A 17985-nucleotide genomic window follows, 5' to 3' on the forward strand; every position below is an offset into this window, starting at 1 on the left:
TGAAAAAATACTGTCAGCGTTGTACGGGATTAAATGGGGGGAAATCGTTATAGAGAAGGCTGCGATACCAACTCATCCAGCGTCAACTGATTGAATAAGTACCCTTGCATTGCATCAATATTACTGCCTTTGAGTTGCTCCGACTCATCCTCATTTTCTACGCCAACCACAATCACCCCGAGACAATATTTCTTAATATTATTGATCAATATCGGGAAAGTGTGCTTATTGTGCTGCCAGAAGAAATGCTTATCAATTTTCACATATTCGAAAATATTAGCAGTCACTGCATTTAAGGTACACCCTCCGCTACCTAGGTCATCTAGCCATAGTGGATATCGCTCAGCCAAATCGCGTAACAGTGGGTTATTCATTCCATCGGATAAATTGGAGAATGTCTCCATAATTTCCAGTCGTAGGAAAGGCAGTTCATCAAGCATTCGGCGAGTTGGCTCATCAGTAACAATAACACTCGCTAAGTCAAAATCGATATTAATTGAAAGCAGGACATTATGCGTGATAAACCACTCGCTATAGGCTCTCACAGCACATAATTGATCCTGGAATAAGTCGGTCTTTCCATTGATATCTAATTTATTAATAAAATTTTCAACATCAATGGGCAAATCTACCGATTTGGCTGAAAATCGGCTTAATAGCTCGACGGCTAATAAGCTACCGTCTTGTTTATATATAGGTTCACATACATAAGAACAATTAACTTCAATGTTTAGCTTCATGCGCACCTGAAAAGTGTAGGGACAATAATAAGGCAGCAGCCTGACCTCAGCCGGAGGATTTATAAGCCACTGTCAATTTTTATGAAATACTCAAATTTTATTTATAAAACTATCCAACATGACAAAACGACAGAGGCTAATGGCCTCTTTTTCATTCCGATGAGTATATTGACTCTAGCAGAAAATCGCGAATTCAGCCTTAAAGTCACCGAAATGCCTTATAACCATTGTTAGCGGTCAGAAACCATAAGGCACATAACGCCGATGGCTCGACAACTAACTGGGTAATAACTATATTAATCGGTTCGATTGGGGAATTTATTTAGTTATTTTTTTATTTTGTTAAAAATTTCACTCAGGGTGTGCTCAGTGTCGTAGGAGAAGAGTGCGAGATAACCTATGCTGAAAAGAAACCAGACTGCCGCTATCCCCAAAGAATTTGGAATTGCAGGTAGGTATCAAGTAAGAAGGGTATAAAACGGAGATTGGCTATGCGTATTTTAATCACTGGAGCTACAGGGCTCATCGGGCGCAGTCTGACCACATTCCTTTTGTCGCAAGCTCATCAAATAACAGCACTAACCCGTGATCCTCAACGAGCAAATAAAGTGCTTGGCTCACAAGCCACCTGTTGGTCAACGTTAAATGACCAACATGACCTTAATGATTTTGATGCCGTCATTAATCTCGCGGGCGAGCCTATTGCTGAAAAACGTTGGACACCACAACAGAAAGAGGTTTTGTGTCAAAGCCGTTGGCAGATAACCGAAAAACTGACGACATTAATTAAGGCTAGCAGTCAGCCGCCAGCCGTGTTTATTTCAGGATCTGCGGTCGGATTTTATGGCGATCAGGGGCAAGCGGTGGTCACCGAAGATGAAACACCGCAGAATGAATTTACCCATATGTTATGTGAACGTTGGGAAAACCTTGCTCGGGCAGCTGAAAGCAGTCACACAAGGGTTTGCCTGCTGCGTACCGGTATTGTGTTGGCCCCCCATGGCGGCGCGTTAGCAAAAATGGTGCCGCTATTACGCCTTGGTCTAGGAGGCCCGATCGGTGATGGTCGTCAATATCTGCCATGGATACATATTGATGACATGGTTCATGGTATTTATTATTTACTGACGACCAATGGACTTAACGGCCCATTCAATATGGTTTCCCCTTATCCGGTACATAATGAACAATTTATTGCCACTTTGGCTGAAGTGCTAGACCGCCCAGCGGTTATTCGCACCCCTGCGGCAGCTATTCGCTTGTTACTAGGAGAATCTGCAGCTTTGGTATTAGGTGGGCAGCGGGCGATACCTAAGCGCTTAGAAGAAGCCGGTTTTGCTTTCCGCTATTTTGAGTTAGAAGAAGCCCTGCGTAATGTCCTGAATAAACCAATCGCCTAATTGAATTAACGCGGGATAGATAAAATAACTATCCCGCCCAACCCTTATTTACTTCAATGCACCAGAAAGGAATTGCTGCAAACGAGGGCTTTTAGGGTTACCAAAAAGCTCGGCTGGCGGGCCTTCTTCTTCAATGACACCTTTGTGCAGGAAGATAACATGGCTGGAAACGTGACGGGCAAACTCCATTTCATGGGTCACCACCACCATGGTTTTCCCCTCTTCTGCCAGTTTTTGCATAATTCGCAAAACCTCACCAACCAATTCAGGATCTAATGCGGAGGTTGGCTCATCAAATAAGAGTACATCAGGCTCCATCGCCAATGCCCGGGCAATGGAAACACGTTGCTGCTGGCCTCCAGAAAGATGTACCGGATATTTAGCACGCGCACGCTCATCAATCCCGACTTTATCCAAATAGCGAATCGCTCGCTCTTTAGCCACTGATTTACTTAACCCTAATACTTGAACAGGGGCTTCCATCACATTTTCCAACACCGTCATATGGCTCCATAAATTGAAATGCTGGAATACCATCGTCAGACGCGTGCGAAGTAATTGTAGCTCTTTCTTATCAAAAACTTTTAGTTGTCCGTCTTTATCGCGCACCAGTCGAATATCTTGATTATTGACACTGATCGACCCTTCGCTGGGTTTTTCCAGGAAGTTGATACAACGTAAAAAGGTACTTTTCCCCGATCCGGACGAACCAATAATAGAAATAACGTCCCCCGCTTTGGCTGAGAGTGAAACGCCTTTTAACACCTCATGTTCCCCATAATGCTTATGCAATTCGGTCACAGACAGTTTAGTTTCAGCTATTTTAGGTTTTAGTGTGTCAGTCATAGTTTTTAATGTGTCAGTCATAAGTTTCTCCGTACTTAATGCGATGCCTGAGGTTTTATATGTGCCAGCCAACGTTTCTCTGCTTGGCGGAACAGGCTAATTAGCGTAAAGGAGATAATCAGATAAAGTACGGCAGCAATACCAAAAGCATAAAACGGCTGATATGTCGCAGCGTTAATATCACGCGCTATTTTCAGTATATCTGGCACCGTGGCGGTAAAAGCCAACGCGGTAGAATGCAGCATTAAAATAACTTCATTACTGTAGGCTGGTAAAGCAATACGCAGTGCGGAAGGTAAAATAATACAGCGATACATTTTAAAGCGTGAGAAACCATAGGCTCTGGCAGCCTCTATTTCGCCATGTGGCACCGAACGAATCGCGCCCGCGAAGATCTCCGTGGTATAAGCACAGGTATTGAGTGTTAGTGCCAAAATAGTGCAATTCAGCCCGCTGCGAAAAAAGGCATTAAGTAGATCGTTACCTCGGACTATCTCTAAGCTGTACATTCCAGAATAAAATATCAGTAATTGCACATATAATGGCGTACCACGAAAAATATAAGTAAAGATCCATACCGGTAAGCGAATCCAGCGCCGCTCGGCTACCCGAGCTACTGCCAACGGAATTGCCAGTAACCCACCCATCACGACAGAGCTAATTAATAGCCACAGGGTAACGGCCATGCCGGTAAATCGATAGCCATCACTCCAAAGCAGGGCTTGCCAATATTGATGTAGGATTTCTATCATAGTTCGGCCCTCTTCACTCCGTGGGAATAGCGCCGTTCCAACCACAGTAAAACACCATTCGAGATGGTGGTAAAAATCAGATAAACCACACCAGCCACCAATGCGAAGAAGAACGGCTGATAAGTACCTTTTCCTGCTAACTGTGTAGCTTTGACCACATCATTCAGCCCTAAAATAGAGACCAATGCCGTCGCCTTAAGGATCACTTGCCAGTTATTACCGATACCTGGTAGTGCGTAGCGCATCATGGCAGGGAACATAATTCTGCGGAAAATCTGGCTAGAGGATAAACCAAATGCTCTTGCTGCTTCAATTTGACCAGCCGGAACCGCCATATAAGCGCCACGGAAAGTTTCAGTGAAATAAGCTCCGTAGATAAAACCAAGGGTGATAATCCCAGCTGAAAGAGGGTCAATATTAATTTGTTCGAAACCGAGAGATTCAGTAATGCTATTTAGGAGTATCTGCAATCCGTAGAAAATCAGCAGCATTAAAACTAAATCAGGTACACCGCGGATCAGCGTGGTGTAACACTCAAATAAGCCTGATAAAAGGCGATTTGACGATAATTTCCCACCGGCACCTATTAAGCCGATAATCACTGACAGCAGCACTGAACACAGTGCCAACTCCAGCGTCACCAGCGCACCTTCAAATATCAGTTTGGAATATCCATCCAGCATCTGGGTTATCCTATTTTACTGAGTAAGGAGTCTGGTTAATGACTTTGAGTTCATAGCCCAATAACAACCCCTGCCCAAATTAGGGCAAGGGTTATTTCATCCAGCGGAATTAACCACCGTAAACATCAAAATCGAAATATTTTTTCGCGAGTTTATCGTAGGTGCCATCTTTGCGCATTTCTGCAAAGGCTTTATCCAATGCCGCTTTCAGTTCCACATCATCTTTACGCAATCCCATACCGGTACCGATGCCAAAGAATTGATCATTTTTGACTGACGGGCCAGCGAAAGCATAATCTTTACCTGCTTCTTGTTTGAGGAAACCTTCATTACCTGCGACTTCATCCTGGAAAGCGGCATCAATGCGGCCAGAACTCAAGTCTGAATAGATTAGATCCTGATTTTGATAGGCAACAACATCAATACCTTTTGGCTGCCACTCAGCATTGGCAAATGCTTCTTGAGTAGAACCTTGTAATACCCCAACACGCTTACCTTTCAAAGCAACCAAAGTGGGTTCAACTTTACTGCCTTTCGGGGCGATTAAACGGGCATTAGCCGCGAAAAGTTTGTCGGTGAAGGCAATCTCTTTTTGGCGTTTTTCAGTAATAGAGAGTGAAGAAATAATCGCATCAATTTTTTTAGCTTTCAGCGAGGGAATCAGTGCATCAAAATCACTTTCAACAAAAGTACATTTGGTATCAATACGGTTGCATAGCTCTTTTGCTATATCAATATCAAAACCTACCAATTCACCACTGGCATTTTTCGATTCAAAAGGAGCATACGTTGGGTCTGTACCAATTTTGATATCTTTAGGAATAGCAGCAAAAGCACTGCTGGCAGCAGCCAATGCTAATATTAAAGGCAGAACCAAAATCTTCTTATTCATACATAATCCTCAAATTGATTTTTGATGCCCAAAGTACGTTAGTTTTATCTACAACCCTTAGCGTCCCTAACAATAAGTTTCCATAAATCGATGTGCAGTAATCGTGCCAGTAATTATCAGGAGAGAAAGCTGATTCCATCACTGCTTTATTGGCATAAAAACCACTCAGTATGGGCATAGGGTCGTAGACAAAAACTGAATACGCAATCTATGCAACTGTGCACATTCTGAAACAGCATTATTGTGGTGCATAATGCGCCCCATTTCAGTGCGATGTTGCACAAATGTATCAATTTAGGGAGAAATGTTAATTGGCACCTTGCCAGCGAATGAATAGATCTTTAGGTAGCTCGATATCAAATTGATCAATAACCCGGTTAACGGTCTGATCAATAATATCTTCGATGGTTTCCGGACGGTGATAAAACGCAGGCATCGGCGGCATAATGACCGCGCCCAATTCAGCAGCCTGTACCATCAGCCGCAGATGGCCTAAATGCAGGGGGGTTTCACGCACACACAACACCAGTGGGCGGCGCTCTTTCAATATAACATCAGCTGCGCGAGTCAATAAGCCATCGGTATAACTATGGGCAATACCAGATAACGTTTTGATTGAACAAGGTAAAATAACCATGCCACTGGTCTTGAATGACCCCGATGAGATACATGCGGCGATATCACGAGAATCGTGTACTACATCCGCAAACGCCTGCACATCCTTAACACTAAGCTCCGTTTCAAGCGCTAGCGTCTGGCGCGCCGCATTGCTGAGAATCAAGTGAGTTTCCACGCCCTCGACCTGTTGCAACACCTGTAACAGGCGAACACCATAAATGGCGCCGCTGGCACCACTGATGCCAATAATAAGTCGTTTCATGGAAAACCACCTCACACTAAAGCCGCTTAATAATTATGTGCAGCATAACCGAATAAGGCCAAACTTTGCCGCATCAGGTACTGATTAGCAAGTTATGGCACTAAGCTATCTTACATAAAAAAAGGTGCACCGCGCTTGAACGCTGGTTGCACCTTTTTGATTCACACTCTGTTTTTCAGCTACGGCAACATATTCTCTGCCATAAACTGGCGTAACTTAGGGTGTTAACCCTCGTTATGCATTTCCAGGTTTTCCGCTTCGTTATGATTACGCAATGCTTGCGCATCATCGTTGCGTAACGACTCCAGATATTCCAGATAGCTTTGATCCACATCTTTAGTGACGTAAACGCCATTAAAGACTGAGCACTCAAACTGAGTGATATCTGGGTTATCTTCGCGTACAGCCTCGATAAGGTCAGTAAGATCTTGGAAAATCAGTGCATCTGCGCCAATTAGCTGGCGAATCTCGTCGACTTCACGACCATGTGCGATTAACTCATTGGCACTTGGCATATCGATACCATACACATTCGGGAAACGAATCTCCGGGGCGGCAGAGGCGAAATACACTTTATTTGCCCCAGCTTCACGCGCCATTTCGACAATTTGTTCCGATGTGGTACCGCGCACAATCGAGTCATCCACCAATAATACATTCTTACCACGAAATTCTGCGCGGTTAGCATTCAGTTTACGGCGCACTGATTTACGGCGTTCCTGTTGGCCCGGCATGATAAAGGTACGGCCAACATAACGGTTTTTCACAAACCCCTGGCGGTACGGTTTATCCAGAATTCGGGCGATTTCCAGCGCGATATCACAGGAAGTTTCCGGGATAGGAATGACAACATCGATATCCAGGTCTTCCCACTGTTTGGCAATTTTTGCACCTAATTTCTGACCCATGCGCACGCGCGCACTGTAAACAGAAATTTTATCCATAAAGGAGTCTGGGCGGGCAAAATAAACATACTCAAACAAGCACGGATTGTATTTTGGATTTTCCGCACACTGGCGGGTGAACAACTGGCCTTTTTCGGTGATATACACTGCTTCGCCCGGTGCCACATCACGCAAAAACTCGAAACCAAGGGTATCCAGCGCCACACTTTCAGAAGCGACCATATATTCATTACGGCCATCAGCAAGAGTCCGTCTGCCAATAACCAGTGGACGAATACCGTTAGGATCACGGAAAGCAACCATGCCGTGGCCGATAATCATCGCGACACAAGCATAGGCACCACGAATCAACTGATGCGTAGCAGCAACAGCGGCAAAAATGTTGTCAGACTCCAACGGATAGTGCTGGAAACGGTCCAATTCACTGGCAAAAATATTCAGCAGAATTTCTGAGTCAGAAGTGGTATTCACATGACGGCGAGAAACTTCGAATAATTTTTTTCTCAACTGGTGAGCGTTAGTCAGATTACCGTTATGAGCCAAAGTGATGCCAAACGGTGAGTTAACATAGAAAGGCTGAGCCTCGGAAGCACTGGAACTGCCTGCCGTTGGGTAACGAACATGACCAATCCCCATGTTCCCCTGTAAGCGCAGCATATGCCGGGTTTCAAATACATCCTTCACCAAGCCGTTCGCTTTACGCAGCCGGAACCCATTATGGGCATCAATGGTAACGATGCCCGCAGCATCCTGGCCTCGGTGCTGAAGCACCGTCAGCGCATCATAAATCGACTGGTTTACCGGTGCAAAACCGGCGATACCGACAATACCGCACATGTTGTCTTTTCCTCATAAGCCGCTCCGAATCGGTAATTGATTCGGTAAGAAACTCGACGTGCTCTGCAGATAGTCAAAAAACCACCTGATGATATAACTGAACTGCGGGATTAATTGCGACTGCTTCCAGTCAACACTCTGTGAGAAACCGGTAAACGTATCCAGAAAGAACAACATGGCAGAGACAATCAGAACGCCTCTCAGCGCCCCAAAACAGATCCCCAGCACTCTGTCAGTTCCTGATAATCCCGTACGTTCAACCAGCGAACTAATCACATAGTTAACAATAGCCCCGACGATCAATGTCGCGATGAACAAAATGCCGATAGCAATTCCGTTGCGAACCACTTCGTCCTCAAAACGAGTGAAGTAGACAGCAAGGTAAGTGTAAAAATGACTGGCAACAAAAAACGCACATCCCCATGTAACAAGTGACAATGCTTCACGGACAAAACCCCGGATTAAGCTGACTAAAGCAGAAAATCCGATAATCCCTATAATGACGTAATCAATCCAGACCATGACTATTCCAATGACGAAATCGCCGCTGCATCCTGTTCGCGGCGAATTCTAACAGAAAAAGAAAACGTTTGCGTAGAGGAATTATGACCGGCGACAAATTAAAGTGCGGCGATTTTAAAAACAACAATCACCGCACAAACTTAGCGTTAAAAACCCTGAACACCCTGATGTTTTTAACCTTTATTCAAACTTTAGCGCCCCGTGCCATAAGGCTTAACCTGCCCATTCAGACCACTTAATGAATTAAGTTCTGGCAAGGCCGATTGTAGCTTTTGCTTTGACGCATCCGGCCCCACGAAGACGCGGGTAATCTGGCCCTGAACCGGCGTTGCTGGCACTGTAAATGCCCGATGGCCTGACAAGCGCAGTGTCGCAACAATTTCATTCACTTTGGCCGCATTTTTCAATGCCCCCAGTTGGACAACATAAGCCTGCCCTACGGGTGCTTTTTCTTCCGTGACCGGTTTGCTTTCCGGCTGAGTTTCCGGTTTAACCTCAGATTTTGGCTTAACTTCCTGCGGTTTTTTCTCGACTGGAACTGGCTTAACCTCAACTGGCTTACTTTCTACTGGTTTAACCTCAGCCGGTTTTTTCTCGACCGGTTTCACTTCAACCGGCTTACTTTGTAGCGGTGGCGGTGCCACGATAGTCGGTTCAGATGGCAAATTACCGGCATCATTAGCGGCCTGAGAGGCGAAATCATCTTTAGGGACTTCCACAGCTTGCGCTGCGCCTTCCGGCGGCGCAATAGGTAGAGGCTGATTGATCGGCGGAACCGCATCAATCTCCTGGCTATCACCGGGTTTTGGCACTAATGGAATGGCAGCAAACTCATCCTCATAATGCTTCTTTTTACCATCCAGCAACCCCGGCAGCACAATCACGCCCAAAGCCACCAAAATTATGGTCCCAACTAAACGGTTCTGGAACTTACTTGCCACTCACTCGCCCCTCAATGCTTTATCAATTCAAGCTGTTACAAATTCAACGCTGCCATGACGTGAGCAACTGTATGGAAAGAGCCACAGACAATGACCACATCCTGTGGTTCTGCATCCTGCACAGCTTGTCGCCAGGCAGTTTCGACATCACTAAACTGGCGTGATTGTGCCAAATACTCGGCTAATTGCTCCGCACTGGCTCCACGCGGCCCTTCCAGCGGCGCGCAGTACCATTCATCAACTTGCTCAGATAAGCATGCCAACGTACCACCAATATCTTTATCCGATAACATCCCGACTACCGCGCGCACTTTGCCCTGTTTGGGCAATTTAGCCAGTTTATCAGTCAAATAACGTGCTGCGTGCGGATTATGAGCCACATCCAAAATCAACAGTGGCTGCTCACTGACTATCTGAAAACGCCCAGGTAAACTGGCGGCCTGCAACCCCTGGCGAATCACCTCTTCGCTCAATGACAATCCGGAATAATGCAATACTGCCAACGCAGTCGCAGCATTGGCTAGCGGCACATTCGGCAACGGTAACTCGCTCCATTGGTGACCATCGCAGTGCCATTTCCAGCTTTTTTCTTGCTGACTGAATTGCCAGGCGATATCCCGCTGATACAAGTGCGCACCGAGTTTTGCAGCAACATCTGCAATAGACTGTGGCATATCAGGTTCGCCTACCACCGCGGGTTTACCCGCACGGAATACACCGGCTTTTTCCCGGCCAATGCTGTCACGATCAAACCCCAGCCAGTCAGTATGGTCTATTGCAATGCTGGTGATGGCGGCAACATCCGAATCAACAATATTAGTTGCATCCAAACGCCCACCTAAGCCCACTTCGAGAATGACCACATCAAGCTTAGCCTGCTTAAACAGTTGCAATGCAGATAAGGTACCGAACTCGAAGTAAGTCAATGATATATCTTGGCGTCCGGCTTCAATTTTGGCAAAAGAATGGCTATGTTCGGCCTCAGATAGCTCTTGCCCCTGAATACGAACGCGCTCGGTATAACGCAGAAGATGGGGTGAGCTATATACCCCGACCCGCAGGCCCGCTGCCAGTAAAATGGATTCCAAGGTACAGCAGGTGGTGCCTTTGCCATTAGTACCGGCAACGGTAAATACTTTAGGGGCAGGTTTAAGCAAATCCAGACGCTCAGCAACCTGTTTAACACGCTCCAGCCCCAGCTCGATTGGCTGAGAATGCAAACGTTCAAGATAGTAAAGCCACGCGACCAAAGGCGACGTGGCTTGGGGAATTTGATTGTTGTCCATGAGTCCCACCACTGACCTTTATAGCCATCCTACTTCAAGCTGCATGTGCGTTGGCTGCTTTCATTCACCCGAATCATTGACTGGTGTCAATTCATCGAGATTCTGAGCCTCTCATGAGACTCACCCTGCGAGCCGGCGTAAGCGATATTCAGCATGGTTTACAACCAAGTTATCACTCAATTGCCGCCATCCTGCAACTCGAATTATTTTGGGTAAATATTTTCTTTTTTAAAGCGATAAAGCTCAAGCAACGATAATGCACAATAATCGGGCACCACCTTATCAGGGTGATGCCCGTTCAGTTAATCAGGCATCAGCCTGATTATTAGTCACCGCTGCATCAGCCTTGGCTTCAACCACGCTTGGCTGCGGCTGATGAGTCAATTTCGACAAGATGCTGGCTAGCGTCTGACGCATAACCGGACGGCGAACTATCATGTCGATAGCGCCTTTTTCAATTAAGAATTCACTGCGTTGGAAACCCGGTGGCAGTTTTTCACGAACAGTTTGTTCGATAACCCGAGGGCCAGCAAAACCGATCAATGCTTTCGGTTCAGCAATATTGATATCACCCAACATCGCCAGACTAGCGGAAACACCGCCCATGGTCGGGTCAGTCAGCACTGATATATATGGCAAACCGCGCTCTTGCATTTTCGCCAGAGCAGCACTGGTTTTTGCCATCTGCATCAGAGACATCAATGCTTCCTGCATACGGGCACCGCCACTGGAAGAGAAACACACCAGTGGACAATTATCTTCCAGCGCTTTTTCTACTGCGCGAACAAAGCGAGCACCTACCACTGACGCCATTGAACCGCCCATGAAGGCAAATTCAAATGAAACCGCCACAATAGGCATCCCTTGCAAGGTTCCTTTCATAGCAACCAAAGCATCTTTCTCGCCTGTCTCTTTTTGTGCAGCAGAGAGGCGATCTTTATACTTTTTGGAATCCCTGAATTTCAGGATATCCTTCGGCTCCAGTTCGCTACCCAATTCGACTTCACTGCCAGCATCCAACAGCATATGTAACCGCGCGCGGGCGGACATTCGCATGTGGTGATCACACTTAGGACACACTTCCAGATTGCGCTCTAACTCGGCACGATAAAGTACCTGACCGCAACTGTCGCATTTTGTCCACACCCCTTCAGGAATACTCGCTTTACGGGTTTGTGTGATATTGCTTTTGTTAAGAATTCGTTCAATCCAGCTCATCGATGACCTTTCTGTTTGAACCTGGCTATTGCCAGTCCGCTGTGCGTGCTTTAACCATCTTCCTGAAAAAAACCAATAAAAATACCCATGTTATAGGCCGGTACAATGTAGCTGTAACCAAGGCACTAAACTGGCACTAAACTCGGATTATCTACAGGAACAGACCATAAATGTTACTCATTAAACCATATTGGCTCGACAGTGTAGATAAAAAACTGGTCGAACCCACGGCTCAGGTAACGTTTTTACTGATTTTTCTGCCGAGAACTCGCACGCCGATGGCGCCAGACCTCAAATACGCCGGGTAAAATTGACACCACAATAATGGCGACAATCAGTAATTTCAGATTTTCCTGAACAAACGGCATGTTACCAAACCAATAGCCAGCATAGGTGAATAACAGCACCCATACTAATGCCCCAATCACGTTATAAGCGGCAAAGTGACGATAGGACATTTTCCCCATACCCGCGACAAACGGCGCAAAAGTACGAATAATCGGGACAAATCGCGCCAGAATAATCGCTTTGCCACCATGTTTTTCATAAAACTGATGCGTTTTATCCAGATAACTGCGACGGAAAATTTTGGAGTCCGGGTTACTGAATAGTTTTTCACCGAATACCCGGCCAATGGCGTAGTTGACGGCATCGCCCAGAATGGCAGCCGTGACCATCAAAGCAACCATAACATGGACATTGATATCATTGGAGGGCAAGGAAGCCAAAGCTCCGGCCACAAATAACAGAGAGTCACCCGGTAAAAATGGCGTCACTACCAGGCCAGTTTCACAGAATAAAATCAGGAATAAAATGGCATAAACCCAGATTCCATACTGCGCCACCAGCTCCGCTAGATGAACATCAATATGCAAAATAAAATCAATAACGAAACGTATAAATTCCATAAATATTCTCGAGAGGTAAACGAGCTTAATCTTTGATTGAGCGAGTTTAGCTGAACTTCCTTAGGGATTCCTTAAGCCCCGCTCACCAGACAGTCAAACTCGCCTTATTATCTAAAATAAAGTGACATAAAATAAGGCTACGATTCAGTCATCAGCTAAAAAAAGTGGCCCCATCGGCGCTTTCGGTAATGCAAAGTGTTCAGGATAGTCGACGGCGACTAAATATAATCCTTCCGCTTTGGCGGTTGCCGCTGCACGTGCTCGGTCTTTCAGTGCGAGCAACTCTGCTATCCAAGTGACATCTTGATTGCCGCAACCCACCTCTATCAAGCTGCCGACAATATTACGCACCATATGATGAACAAAGGCGTTGGCTTTGATATCTACCACGATATACGCACCATGTCGGGTAACTTTGACATGTTTTACATTTCGCCACGGGCTACGGGACTGGCATTGTACGGCACGGAACGAGGTAAAATCGTGCTCGCCGAGCAAACTTTGCGCAGCCTGTTGCATTTTTTCGGCATCGAGCGGCAGATAACAATGGGTTACCCCTTGCGCCAATACCGCAGGGCGGTAGCGATGATTAAAAATAATGTAACGGTAGCGACGAGCCGTAGCACTGAAGCGGGCGTGAAAATCATCATCAACCGTTTTTACCCAACGAACTGCAATATCGGGGGGTAAATGACTGTTGACACCCATCGTCCAGGCGGCTTCTTTGCGCTCAGCCGTGGTAACAAAATGGACCACCTGCCCGGTCGCGTGCACACCAGCATCCGTTCGCCCAGCACAAAGTACGCCAATAGGCTCATTGGCGACTTTCGAGAGCGCGGCCTCCAGGCAAGCTTGGACGCTGGTCACTTCTTGCTGGCGTTGCCAACCAAAATAGCGGCTACCGTTGTATTCAATACCCAGCGCAATTTTAATGCCCGCAGCTTTAGCCTCGGCACTTTCTGGCTGGGTCAACTCAAGTTCGGACATCAGTATAGTTGCTCCTGCAACAGGCGCTCCGCCGTTTCAATCGCCATCAATGCACCACCAAAACGAATGTTGTCGGCCACCGACCAGAACTGCAACACTTCGGGAATACCATAGTCATTGCGGATACAACCAATACTTAAGACATCACTGCCAGAAGCGTCACTGACTTGAGTCGGATAATCATCTTCTTCAGATAATTGAATATCTTCGCAACTTTCCAGTTCACTGCGAGCTTCATCTGAGGAGATCGGACGTAACGCTTCCAGATGAACCACCTGTGCCTGGCCATAAAATACCGGCGACTGGATGCAAGTCACGGAGATAGGCAAGCCGTCATCTTGTAAGACTTTACGCACCTGATCCACCAAGCGGCGCTCTTCGCGCACACTGCCCTCTTCATCCGCCAGTAGCGGTAAAACGTTAAATGCCAATTGCTTGGCGAAAATGCCCGGCTCGGCGGGGATACCATTGAGTAATTTAGCACTTTGCCCTGCAAGGTCATCCACTGCAGCTTTGCCATGGGCAGAAGCCGAAAGCAGCGCGGTAACATGCAGGCGGGATAAACCGGCCTGTTCAGTCAGCGGTTTAATCGCGGTCAACAGTTGGCTGGTCAGGCTATCGGCGACCGCCACAATATTGCGATTACGATAATCGGCCAAAACTTGAGGATTCACACTCGGCACCACCAACGGCACATCCGGCTCCATTGCGAATAAGCCGCTGCTGTCGATGACCAGACAGCCAGCATTCCCCGCTTCTTCCGCATATTGTGCAGAAGCTTCACGGCCAGCGACAAAGAAAGCCAACTGCGCCTGCGACCAGTCAAATTCTGCAACATTTTCCACTAGTACACTTTTACCATTAAAGCGCACTGTCGCACCGGCACTGCGCTCGCTGGCCAGCGGATACAATTCACCAACCGGGAACTGGCGCTCACTTAACAGCTCCAGCAAAGCTTCACCTACTGCGCCCGTTGCTCCTAACAGAGCAATATTCCAGCCGTCAGACATGTTGGTTTTCTCCACTAACGTTCATTAAATTACAAAGAGTTATGCAAATAACAGAATGGTCATTTACTGATGAATTAATTCGACATCTCCAAAGTCATTGGAGTTGCAGGTAGGCAGCAAACGAACGAATCCCGATGAGCTTACATAAGTAAGTGATTCGGGTTCGTGAGCGTAGCTAACATCCCTGTGGCTTCAAGGACGAAGGGTATTGGTGCTAAACCCTAACTTCTGTAGCAACTCGGCACTGGCAGCGTCATCGCACTGCACGCAAAGTGATGACCATTCGCGCCGCTCCTGATAATGCTTGCGCAAGCGGTCAAACTCGCCCGGCAGACCAGCGACACGGCGCAGCGGCGCATCATCGCGGCGCACATCATACACCAAGTGCATCAATCGTTTTAATTTGCCTTCGTCCAGCTCACCATTTAATCGTAACTGGCTGAACTCTGGTGGCGGCAGCAAGCTGGCAAGTTCGACAGATTGCGGCTGACCCAGATATTGGCTAAATGCTTCAAACACTTGGGTGGTACCGCGCGCTTTGCCTTCTAAGGTGTATCCGGCAATATGCGGGGTGCCAATATCAACGCGGGCCAATAGCGGCAAAGATAACTCTGGCTCCGGCTCCCACACATCCAACACCACACTGAGCTTTTTACCTTTCTCCAGCGCACGGAGCAATGCGGCATTATCGACCACCGCGCCACGGCAAGCATTAATCAGAATGCGGCCGTCCGGTAACGCCGCCAACAGCTCATCATCCGCCATGTGCAAGCTTTGATAAGGGCCAGTTTTATTCAGCGGCGTATGGAAAGTGAGAACGTCAGCTTCGCGCACCAGTTTTTCCAGTGGCCAGAACGCCTCTTTATCGCCTCGATCCGCGCGTGGAGGATCACACAGCAGCGTTTTTACGCCAAGAGCTTGCAGGCGAGCATTCAGTCGCGATCCCACATTACCGACACCAATGATACCGACAGTTTTATCACGCAACTGGAAGCCATCGCGTTCAGCCATCATCATCAGCGCAGAAAAAACATATTCAACCACGGCGATAGCATTACAACCAGGCGCTGCGGAGAAGCCAATGCCCTGTTGCTGTAGCCAGTTTTCATCAACATGGTCAGTACCGGCGGTCGCCGTGCCGACAAAGCGAATGGACGTGCCTTGCAATAGCGCCTCATTTACTTTGGTGACCGAGCGCACCATCAGCGCATCTGCACCAGCGAGTGCATCAAGGGGAATTGGCCGCCCCGGCACCGCCTGTACATCACCTAATCGCTGGAAGAGCGCATCGGCATACGGCATATTCTCATCAACCAGAATTTTCACTTTGTTCTCCGGCAGCTTACTGCCCTAAAAACAGGAAGGGGGGACATTATAGGCCACTATTGTCTCTGCGGAAACGCTCCGGTGTGGTCCCTGATATTTGTTGGAACATGGCAATAAACGCAGAGGATGAGCTATAGCCAACATCCAGTGCCACACTTTGCACTGTTCGCCCTTGTTCCAGTAGCGAAATGGCATGTAAAAAGCGTAATCGTTGCCGCCACTCGCTAAACGCCATGCCCAACTCCTGCTGGCAACGGCGCGATAAAGTGCGTTCAGTGGTATAGACCCGTTTAGCCCAGAGTGCTAGCGAGGTATTGTCAGATGGGCAGCGCTCCAGTGCTGTTAGAATGGGCGACAACAACTTATCTTGTGAGGTTGGCAAATAAGTACACTGCACCGGCGAGACTTTGAGCTGGTCAATCAGCACCGATCCTAAGCGCATATCGGGTTCACTTTCCGGCATTAACAAACCCCGCGAGAAGCAATTTTCCACGATAGCATTAAAGATCGGGCTGATATTGATAAGGCAAGCTGACGTGGGTAGTCCATCACAGAGTTCCAGCGCGATATCAATAGCACGAAAATGCATCGGTTTGCGGTTATAGCTGGAATGCTCGACCCCGGCGGGAACCCAAACACTGAATTCAGGCGGGGCCAGAAAACGCTGGCCGCCAATACTCATTGCCAGCACACCCGACTTAACACATATCAATTGCCCGTAAGTATGGGTATGTGGCAGGAATTCAGTATCAGCATTGTATATTTCACAGCGAAAAGACAGATTCTGCGGCGCGATAGCCGCCACCACTGGGAAATTGGCTTTTGTCATTGTTATTTATCCCCTGCGGCTTGAAGTATGGCGGGTAAATTGTCCTAATCACAGCAACGATTGTCTGATTATCAGTATATAGAATAAATCAGACAAGGATACACTACACTTAATATGAGTTAGATGAGAATTATAAGTATGAATGTGCTATTTCCCCTCTTCGCGGTGATTATCTGGTCAATCAATGCCGTGGTCAGCAAGATGTCCGCCACCGCTATCGATCCAGCCGCCATTTCCTTCTATCGCTGGGTACTGGCATTGCTGACTCTCACGCCATTTTTGTTGCTGGGTGTTATCCGCAACTGGCAGGCCATCCGCGTCTATTGGTGGAAACTGATGATTTTGGGGCTGCTGGGTATGGTGCTATACCAAAGCCTGGCTTATTACGCCGCCCATAGTGTCAGCGCCCTGTTTATGGGCATTCTTAGCTCGCTTATCCCCTTACTCACCGTGCTTATTAGTATTGTGGTGCTGCGAGTCGCGCCTACCATCGGGATTGCACTGGGTAGCGTATTGTCATTAGGGGGATTGGTGTGGTTAGTCAGCGCGGGTAACCCGGCGCAATTACTGCAACAAGGTATTGGCAAAGGCGAGTTGATGATGTTCGCCGCATCGGCTTCCTATGCTCTCTACGGAGTATTAACCAAGCGCTGGGCGATTCAGTTACCCAACTGGCAATCACTTTATATGCAAATTGTCTTTGGCGTGGTGCTGTTAATACCCAATTTCCTGCTAGCACCGGATGTTCAATTAACCACACAAAATATCCCGTTGGTATTATTTGCGGGTATCCCGGCCTCTATTATTGCGCCTTATTTATGGATCCACGGCGTCATGCGGCTGGGCGCAAACACCGCGTCAATATTTATGAACCTGACACCGGTGTTTACCGCCATTATCGCCGTGACTTTCTTGCATGAGCAACTGCACAGTTACCACCTGATTGGCGGCGGTATTACTCTCGCAGGGGTGATATTGGCTCAACGTCTGCGCACACCATTACGCCGAAAAACGGCGCAATAA

Annotated in this window: 18 protein-coding genes; 2 read left to right on the forward strand and 16 right to left on the reverse strand. The window is 47.4% G+C overall.

The annotated features are described in order from the left end of the window. Positions 1-47: 47 nt before the first annotated feature. Positions 48-740 (reverse strand): EAL domain-containing protein, encoded by a 693-nt coding sequence (locus tag DXZ79_RS13680; RefSeq protein WP_038631783.1) that lies wholly within the window; start codon positions 738-740, stop codon positions 48-50. 491 nt (positions 741-1231) lie between these two features. Between DXZ79_RS13680 and DXZ79_RS13685 the strand changes: the two genes are divergently transcribed. Next, positions 1232-2140 (forward strand): TIGR01777 family oxidoreductase, encoded by a 909-nt coding sequence (locus DXZ79_RS13685; RefSeq protein ID WP_120011335.1) that lies wholly within the window; start codon positions 1232-1234, stop codon positions 2138-2140. A 48-nt stretch (positions 2141-2188) separates the two neighbouring features. On the opposite strand, the gene hisP is transcribed toward DXZ79_RS13685, so the two are convergent. The 15 genes from hisP to DXZ79_RS13765 form a co-directional block, all read right to left on the reverse strand. Next, on the reverse strand, positions 2189-2986 hold the full coding sequence (gene hisP / locus DXZ79_RS13690; protein WP_120011634.1) for a histidine ABC transporter ATP-binding protein HisP: 798 nt from the start codon (positions 2984-2986) through the stop codon (positions 2189-2191). Between the two features lie 35 nt (positions 2987-3021). Beyond that, positions 3022-3738, reverse strand: a complete 717-nt coding sequence (locus DXZ79_RS13695) for an ABC transporter permease (RefSeq protein WP_032820323.1) — start codon at positions 3736-3738, stop codon at positions 3022-3024. Further along, positions 3735-4421 (reverse strand): histidine ABC transporter permease HisQ, encoded by a 687-nt coding sequence (locus DXZ79_RS13700; RefSeq protein WP_038631778.1) that lies wholly within the window; start codon positions 4419-4421, stop codon positions 3735-3737. Before DXZ79_RS13700 ends, DXZ79_RS13695 begins: the two co-directional genes overlap by 4 nt. Before the next feature lie 109 nt (positions 4422-4530). Next, the gene (gene argT / locus DXZ79_RS13705) at positions 4531-5313 is read right to left on the reverse strand and encodes a lysine/arginine/ornithine ABC transporter substrate-binding protein ArgT (RefSeq protein ID WP_038631776.1); all 783 of its coding nucleotides are present in this window, start codon (positions 5311-5313) and stop codon (positions 4531-4533) included. A gap of 307 nt (positions 5314-5620) precedes the next feature. Further along, positions 5621-6193 carry a UbiX family flavin prenyltransferase gene (locus tag DXZ79_RS13710; protein ID WP_038631773.1) on the reverse strand — a complete coding sequence of 191 codons (573 nt, stop codon included), beginning with the start codon at positions 6191-6193 and terminating at the stop codon, positions 5621-5623. Positions 6194-6417: 224 nt separating this feature from the next. Beyond that, on the reverse strand, positions 6418-7935 hold the full coding sequence (gene purF, locus DXZ79_RS13715; protein WP_038631770.1) for an amidophosphoribosyltransferase: 1518 nt from the start codon (positions 7933-7935) through the stop codon (positions 6418-6420). A 12-nt stretch (positions 7936-7947) separates the two neighbouring features. Then, positions 7948-8457 carry a colicin V production protein gene (gene cvpA / locus DXZ79_RS13720; RefSeq protein ID WP_004391612.1) on the reverse strand — a complete coding sequence of 170 codons (510 nt, stop codon included), beginning with the start codon at positions 8455-8457 and terminating at the stop codon, positions 7948-7950. A gap of 191 nt (positions 8458-8648) precedes the next feature. After that, a complete protein-coding gene (dedD, locus tag DXZ79_RS13725) occupies positions 8649-9398 on the reverse strand; it encodes a cell division protein DedD (protein ID WP_038631767.1) in 750 nt (249 codons plus the stop codon). A 35-nt stretch (positions 9399-9433) separates the two neighbouring features. Then, the gene (folC, locus tag DXZ79_RS13730) at positions 9434-10684 is read right to left on the reverse strand and encodes a bifunctional tetrahydrofolate synthase/dihydrofolate synthase (RefSeq protein WP_120011336.1); all 1251 of its coding nucleotides are present in this window, start codon (positions 10682-10684) and stop codon (positions 9434-9436) included. A gap of 306 nt (positions 10685-10990) precedes the next feature. After that, the gene (accD, locus tag DXZ79_RS13740; protein WP_038631762.1) at positions 10991-11902 is read right to left on the reverse strand and encodes an acetyl-CoA carboxylase, carboxyltransferase subunit beta; all 912 of its coding nucleotides are present in this window, start codon (positions 11900-11902) and stop codon (positions 10991-10993) included. A 245-nt stretch (positions 11903-12147) separates the two neighbouring features. After that, positions 12148-12810 (reverse strand): DedA family protein, encoded by a 663-nt coding sequence (locus DXZ79_RS13745; protein WP_038631759.1) that lies wholly within the window; start codon positions 12808-12810, stop codon positions 12148-12150. A gap of 144 nt (positions 12811-12954) precedes the next feature. After that, on the reverse strand, positions 12955-13797 hold the full coding sequence (gene truA, locus DXZ79_RS13750; protein WP_042562393.1) for a tRNA pseudouridine(38-40) synthase TruA: 843 nt from the start codon (positions 13795-13797) through the stop codon (positions 12955-12957). Further along, complete coding sequence (locus DXZ79_RS13755; protein ID WP_032820321.1) at positions 13797-14807, reverse strand: aspartate-semialdehyde dehydrogenase; 1011 nt, start codon at positions 14805-14807, stop codon at positions 13797-13799. Before DXZ79_RS13755 ends, truA begins: the two co-directional genes overlap by 1 nt. A 192-nt stretch (positions 14808-14999) precedes the next feature. Then, on the reverse strand, positions 15000-16133 hold the full coding sequence (pdxB, locus tag DXZ79_RS13760) for a 4-phosphoerythronate dehydrogenase PdxB (protein ID WP_120011337.1): 1134 nt from the start codon (positions 16131-16133) through the stop codon (positions 15000-15002). Between the two features lie 46 nt (positions 16134-16179). Beyond that, on the reverse strand, positions 16180-16962 hold the full coding sequence (locus DXZ79_RS13765; RefSeq protein WP_038631754.1) for an AraC family transcriptional regulator: 783 nt from the start codon (positions 16960-16962) through the stop codon (positions 16180-16182). Positions 16963-17100: 138 nt separating this feature from the next. On the opposite strand from DXZ79_RS13765, the gene DXZ79_RS13770 reads away from it, so the two are divergent. Beyond that, positions 17101-17985, forward strand: a complete 885-nt coding sequence (locus tag DXZ79_RS13770; RefSeq protein ID WP_038631752.1) for a DMT family transporter — start codon at positions 17101-17103, stop codon at positions 17983-17985.

The sequence above is a fragment of the Yersinia rochesterensis genome, from assembly GCF_003600645.1.
GTDB classification, from domain to species: domain Bacteria; phylum Pseudomonadota; class Gammaproteobacteria; order Enterobacterales; family Enterobacteriaceae; genus Yersinia; species Yersinia rochesterensis.

Excerpts from the sequence above, each read along its gene's own strand:
- DXZ79_RS13765 (WP_038631754.1), bottom strand. The coding sequence starts at position 16,962 with ATGACAAAAGCCAATTTCCCAGTGGTGGCGGCTATCGCGCCGCAGAAT.
- folC (WP_120011336.1), bottom strand. The coding sequence starts at position 10,684 with ATGGACAACAATCAAATTCCCCAAGCCACGTCGCCTTTGGTCGCGTGG.
- purF (WP_038631770.1), bottom strand. The coding sequence starts at position 7,935 with ATGTGCGGTATTGTCGGTATCGCCGGTTTTGCACCGGTAAACCAGTCG.
- DXZ79_RS13755 (WP_032820321.1), bottom strand. The coding sequence starts at position 14,807 with ATGTCTGACGGCTGGAATATTGCTCTGTTAGGAGCAACGGGCGCAGTA.
- DXZ79_RS13685 (WP_120011335.1), top strand. The coding sequence starts at position 1,232 with ATGCGTATTTTAATCACTGGAGCTACAGGGCTCATCGGGCGCAGTCTG.
- argT (WP_038631776.1), bottom strand. The coding sequence starts at position 5,313 with ATGAATAAGAAGATTTTGGTTCTGCCTTTAATATTAGCATTGGCTGCT.
- DXZ79_RS13695 (WP_032820323.1), bottom strand. The coding sequence starts at position 3,738 with ATGATAGAAATCCTACATCAATATTGGCAAGCCCTGCTTTGGAGTGAT.
- cvpA (WP_004391612.1), bottom strand. The coding sequence starts at position 8,457 with ATGGTCTGGATTGATTACGTCATTATAGGGATTATCGGATTTTCTGCT.
- accD (WP_038631762.1), bottom strand. The coding sequence starts at position 11,902 with ATGAGCTGGATTGAACGAATTCTTAACAAAAGCAATATCACACAAACC.
- DXZ79_RS13710 (WP_038631773.1), bottom strand. The coding sequence starts at position 6,193 with ATGAAACGACTTATTATTGGCATCAGTGGTGCCAGCGGCGCCATTTAT.
- DXZ79_RS13680 (WP_038631783.1), bottom strand. The coding sequence starts at position 740 with ATGAAGCTAAACATTGAAGTTAATTGTTCTTATGTATGTGAACCTATA.
- DXZ79_RS13700 (WP_038631778.1), bottom strand. The coding sequence starts at position 4,421 with ATGCTGGATGGATATTCCAAACTGATATTTGAAGGTGCGCTGGTGACG.
- truA (WP_042562393.1), bottom strand. The coding sequence starts at position 13,797 with ATGTCCGAACTTGAGTTGACCCAGCCAGAAAGTGCCGAGGCTAAAGCT.
- DXZ79_RS13770 (WP_038631752.1), top strand. The coding sequence starts at position 17,101 with ATGAATGTGCTATTTCCCCTCTTCGCGGTGATTATCTGGTCAATCAAT.
- DXZ79_RS13745 (WP_038631759.1), bottom strand. The coding sequence starts at position 12,810 with ATGGAATTTATACGTTTCGTTATTGATTTTATTTTGCATATTGATGTT.
- hisP (WP_120011634.1), bottom strand. The coding sequence starts at position 2,986 with ATGACTGACACACTAAAACCTAAAATAGCTGAAACTAAACTGTCTGTG.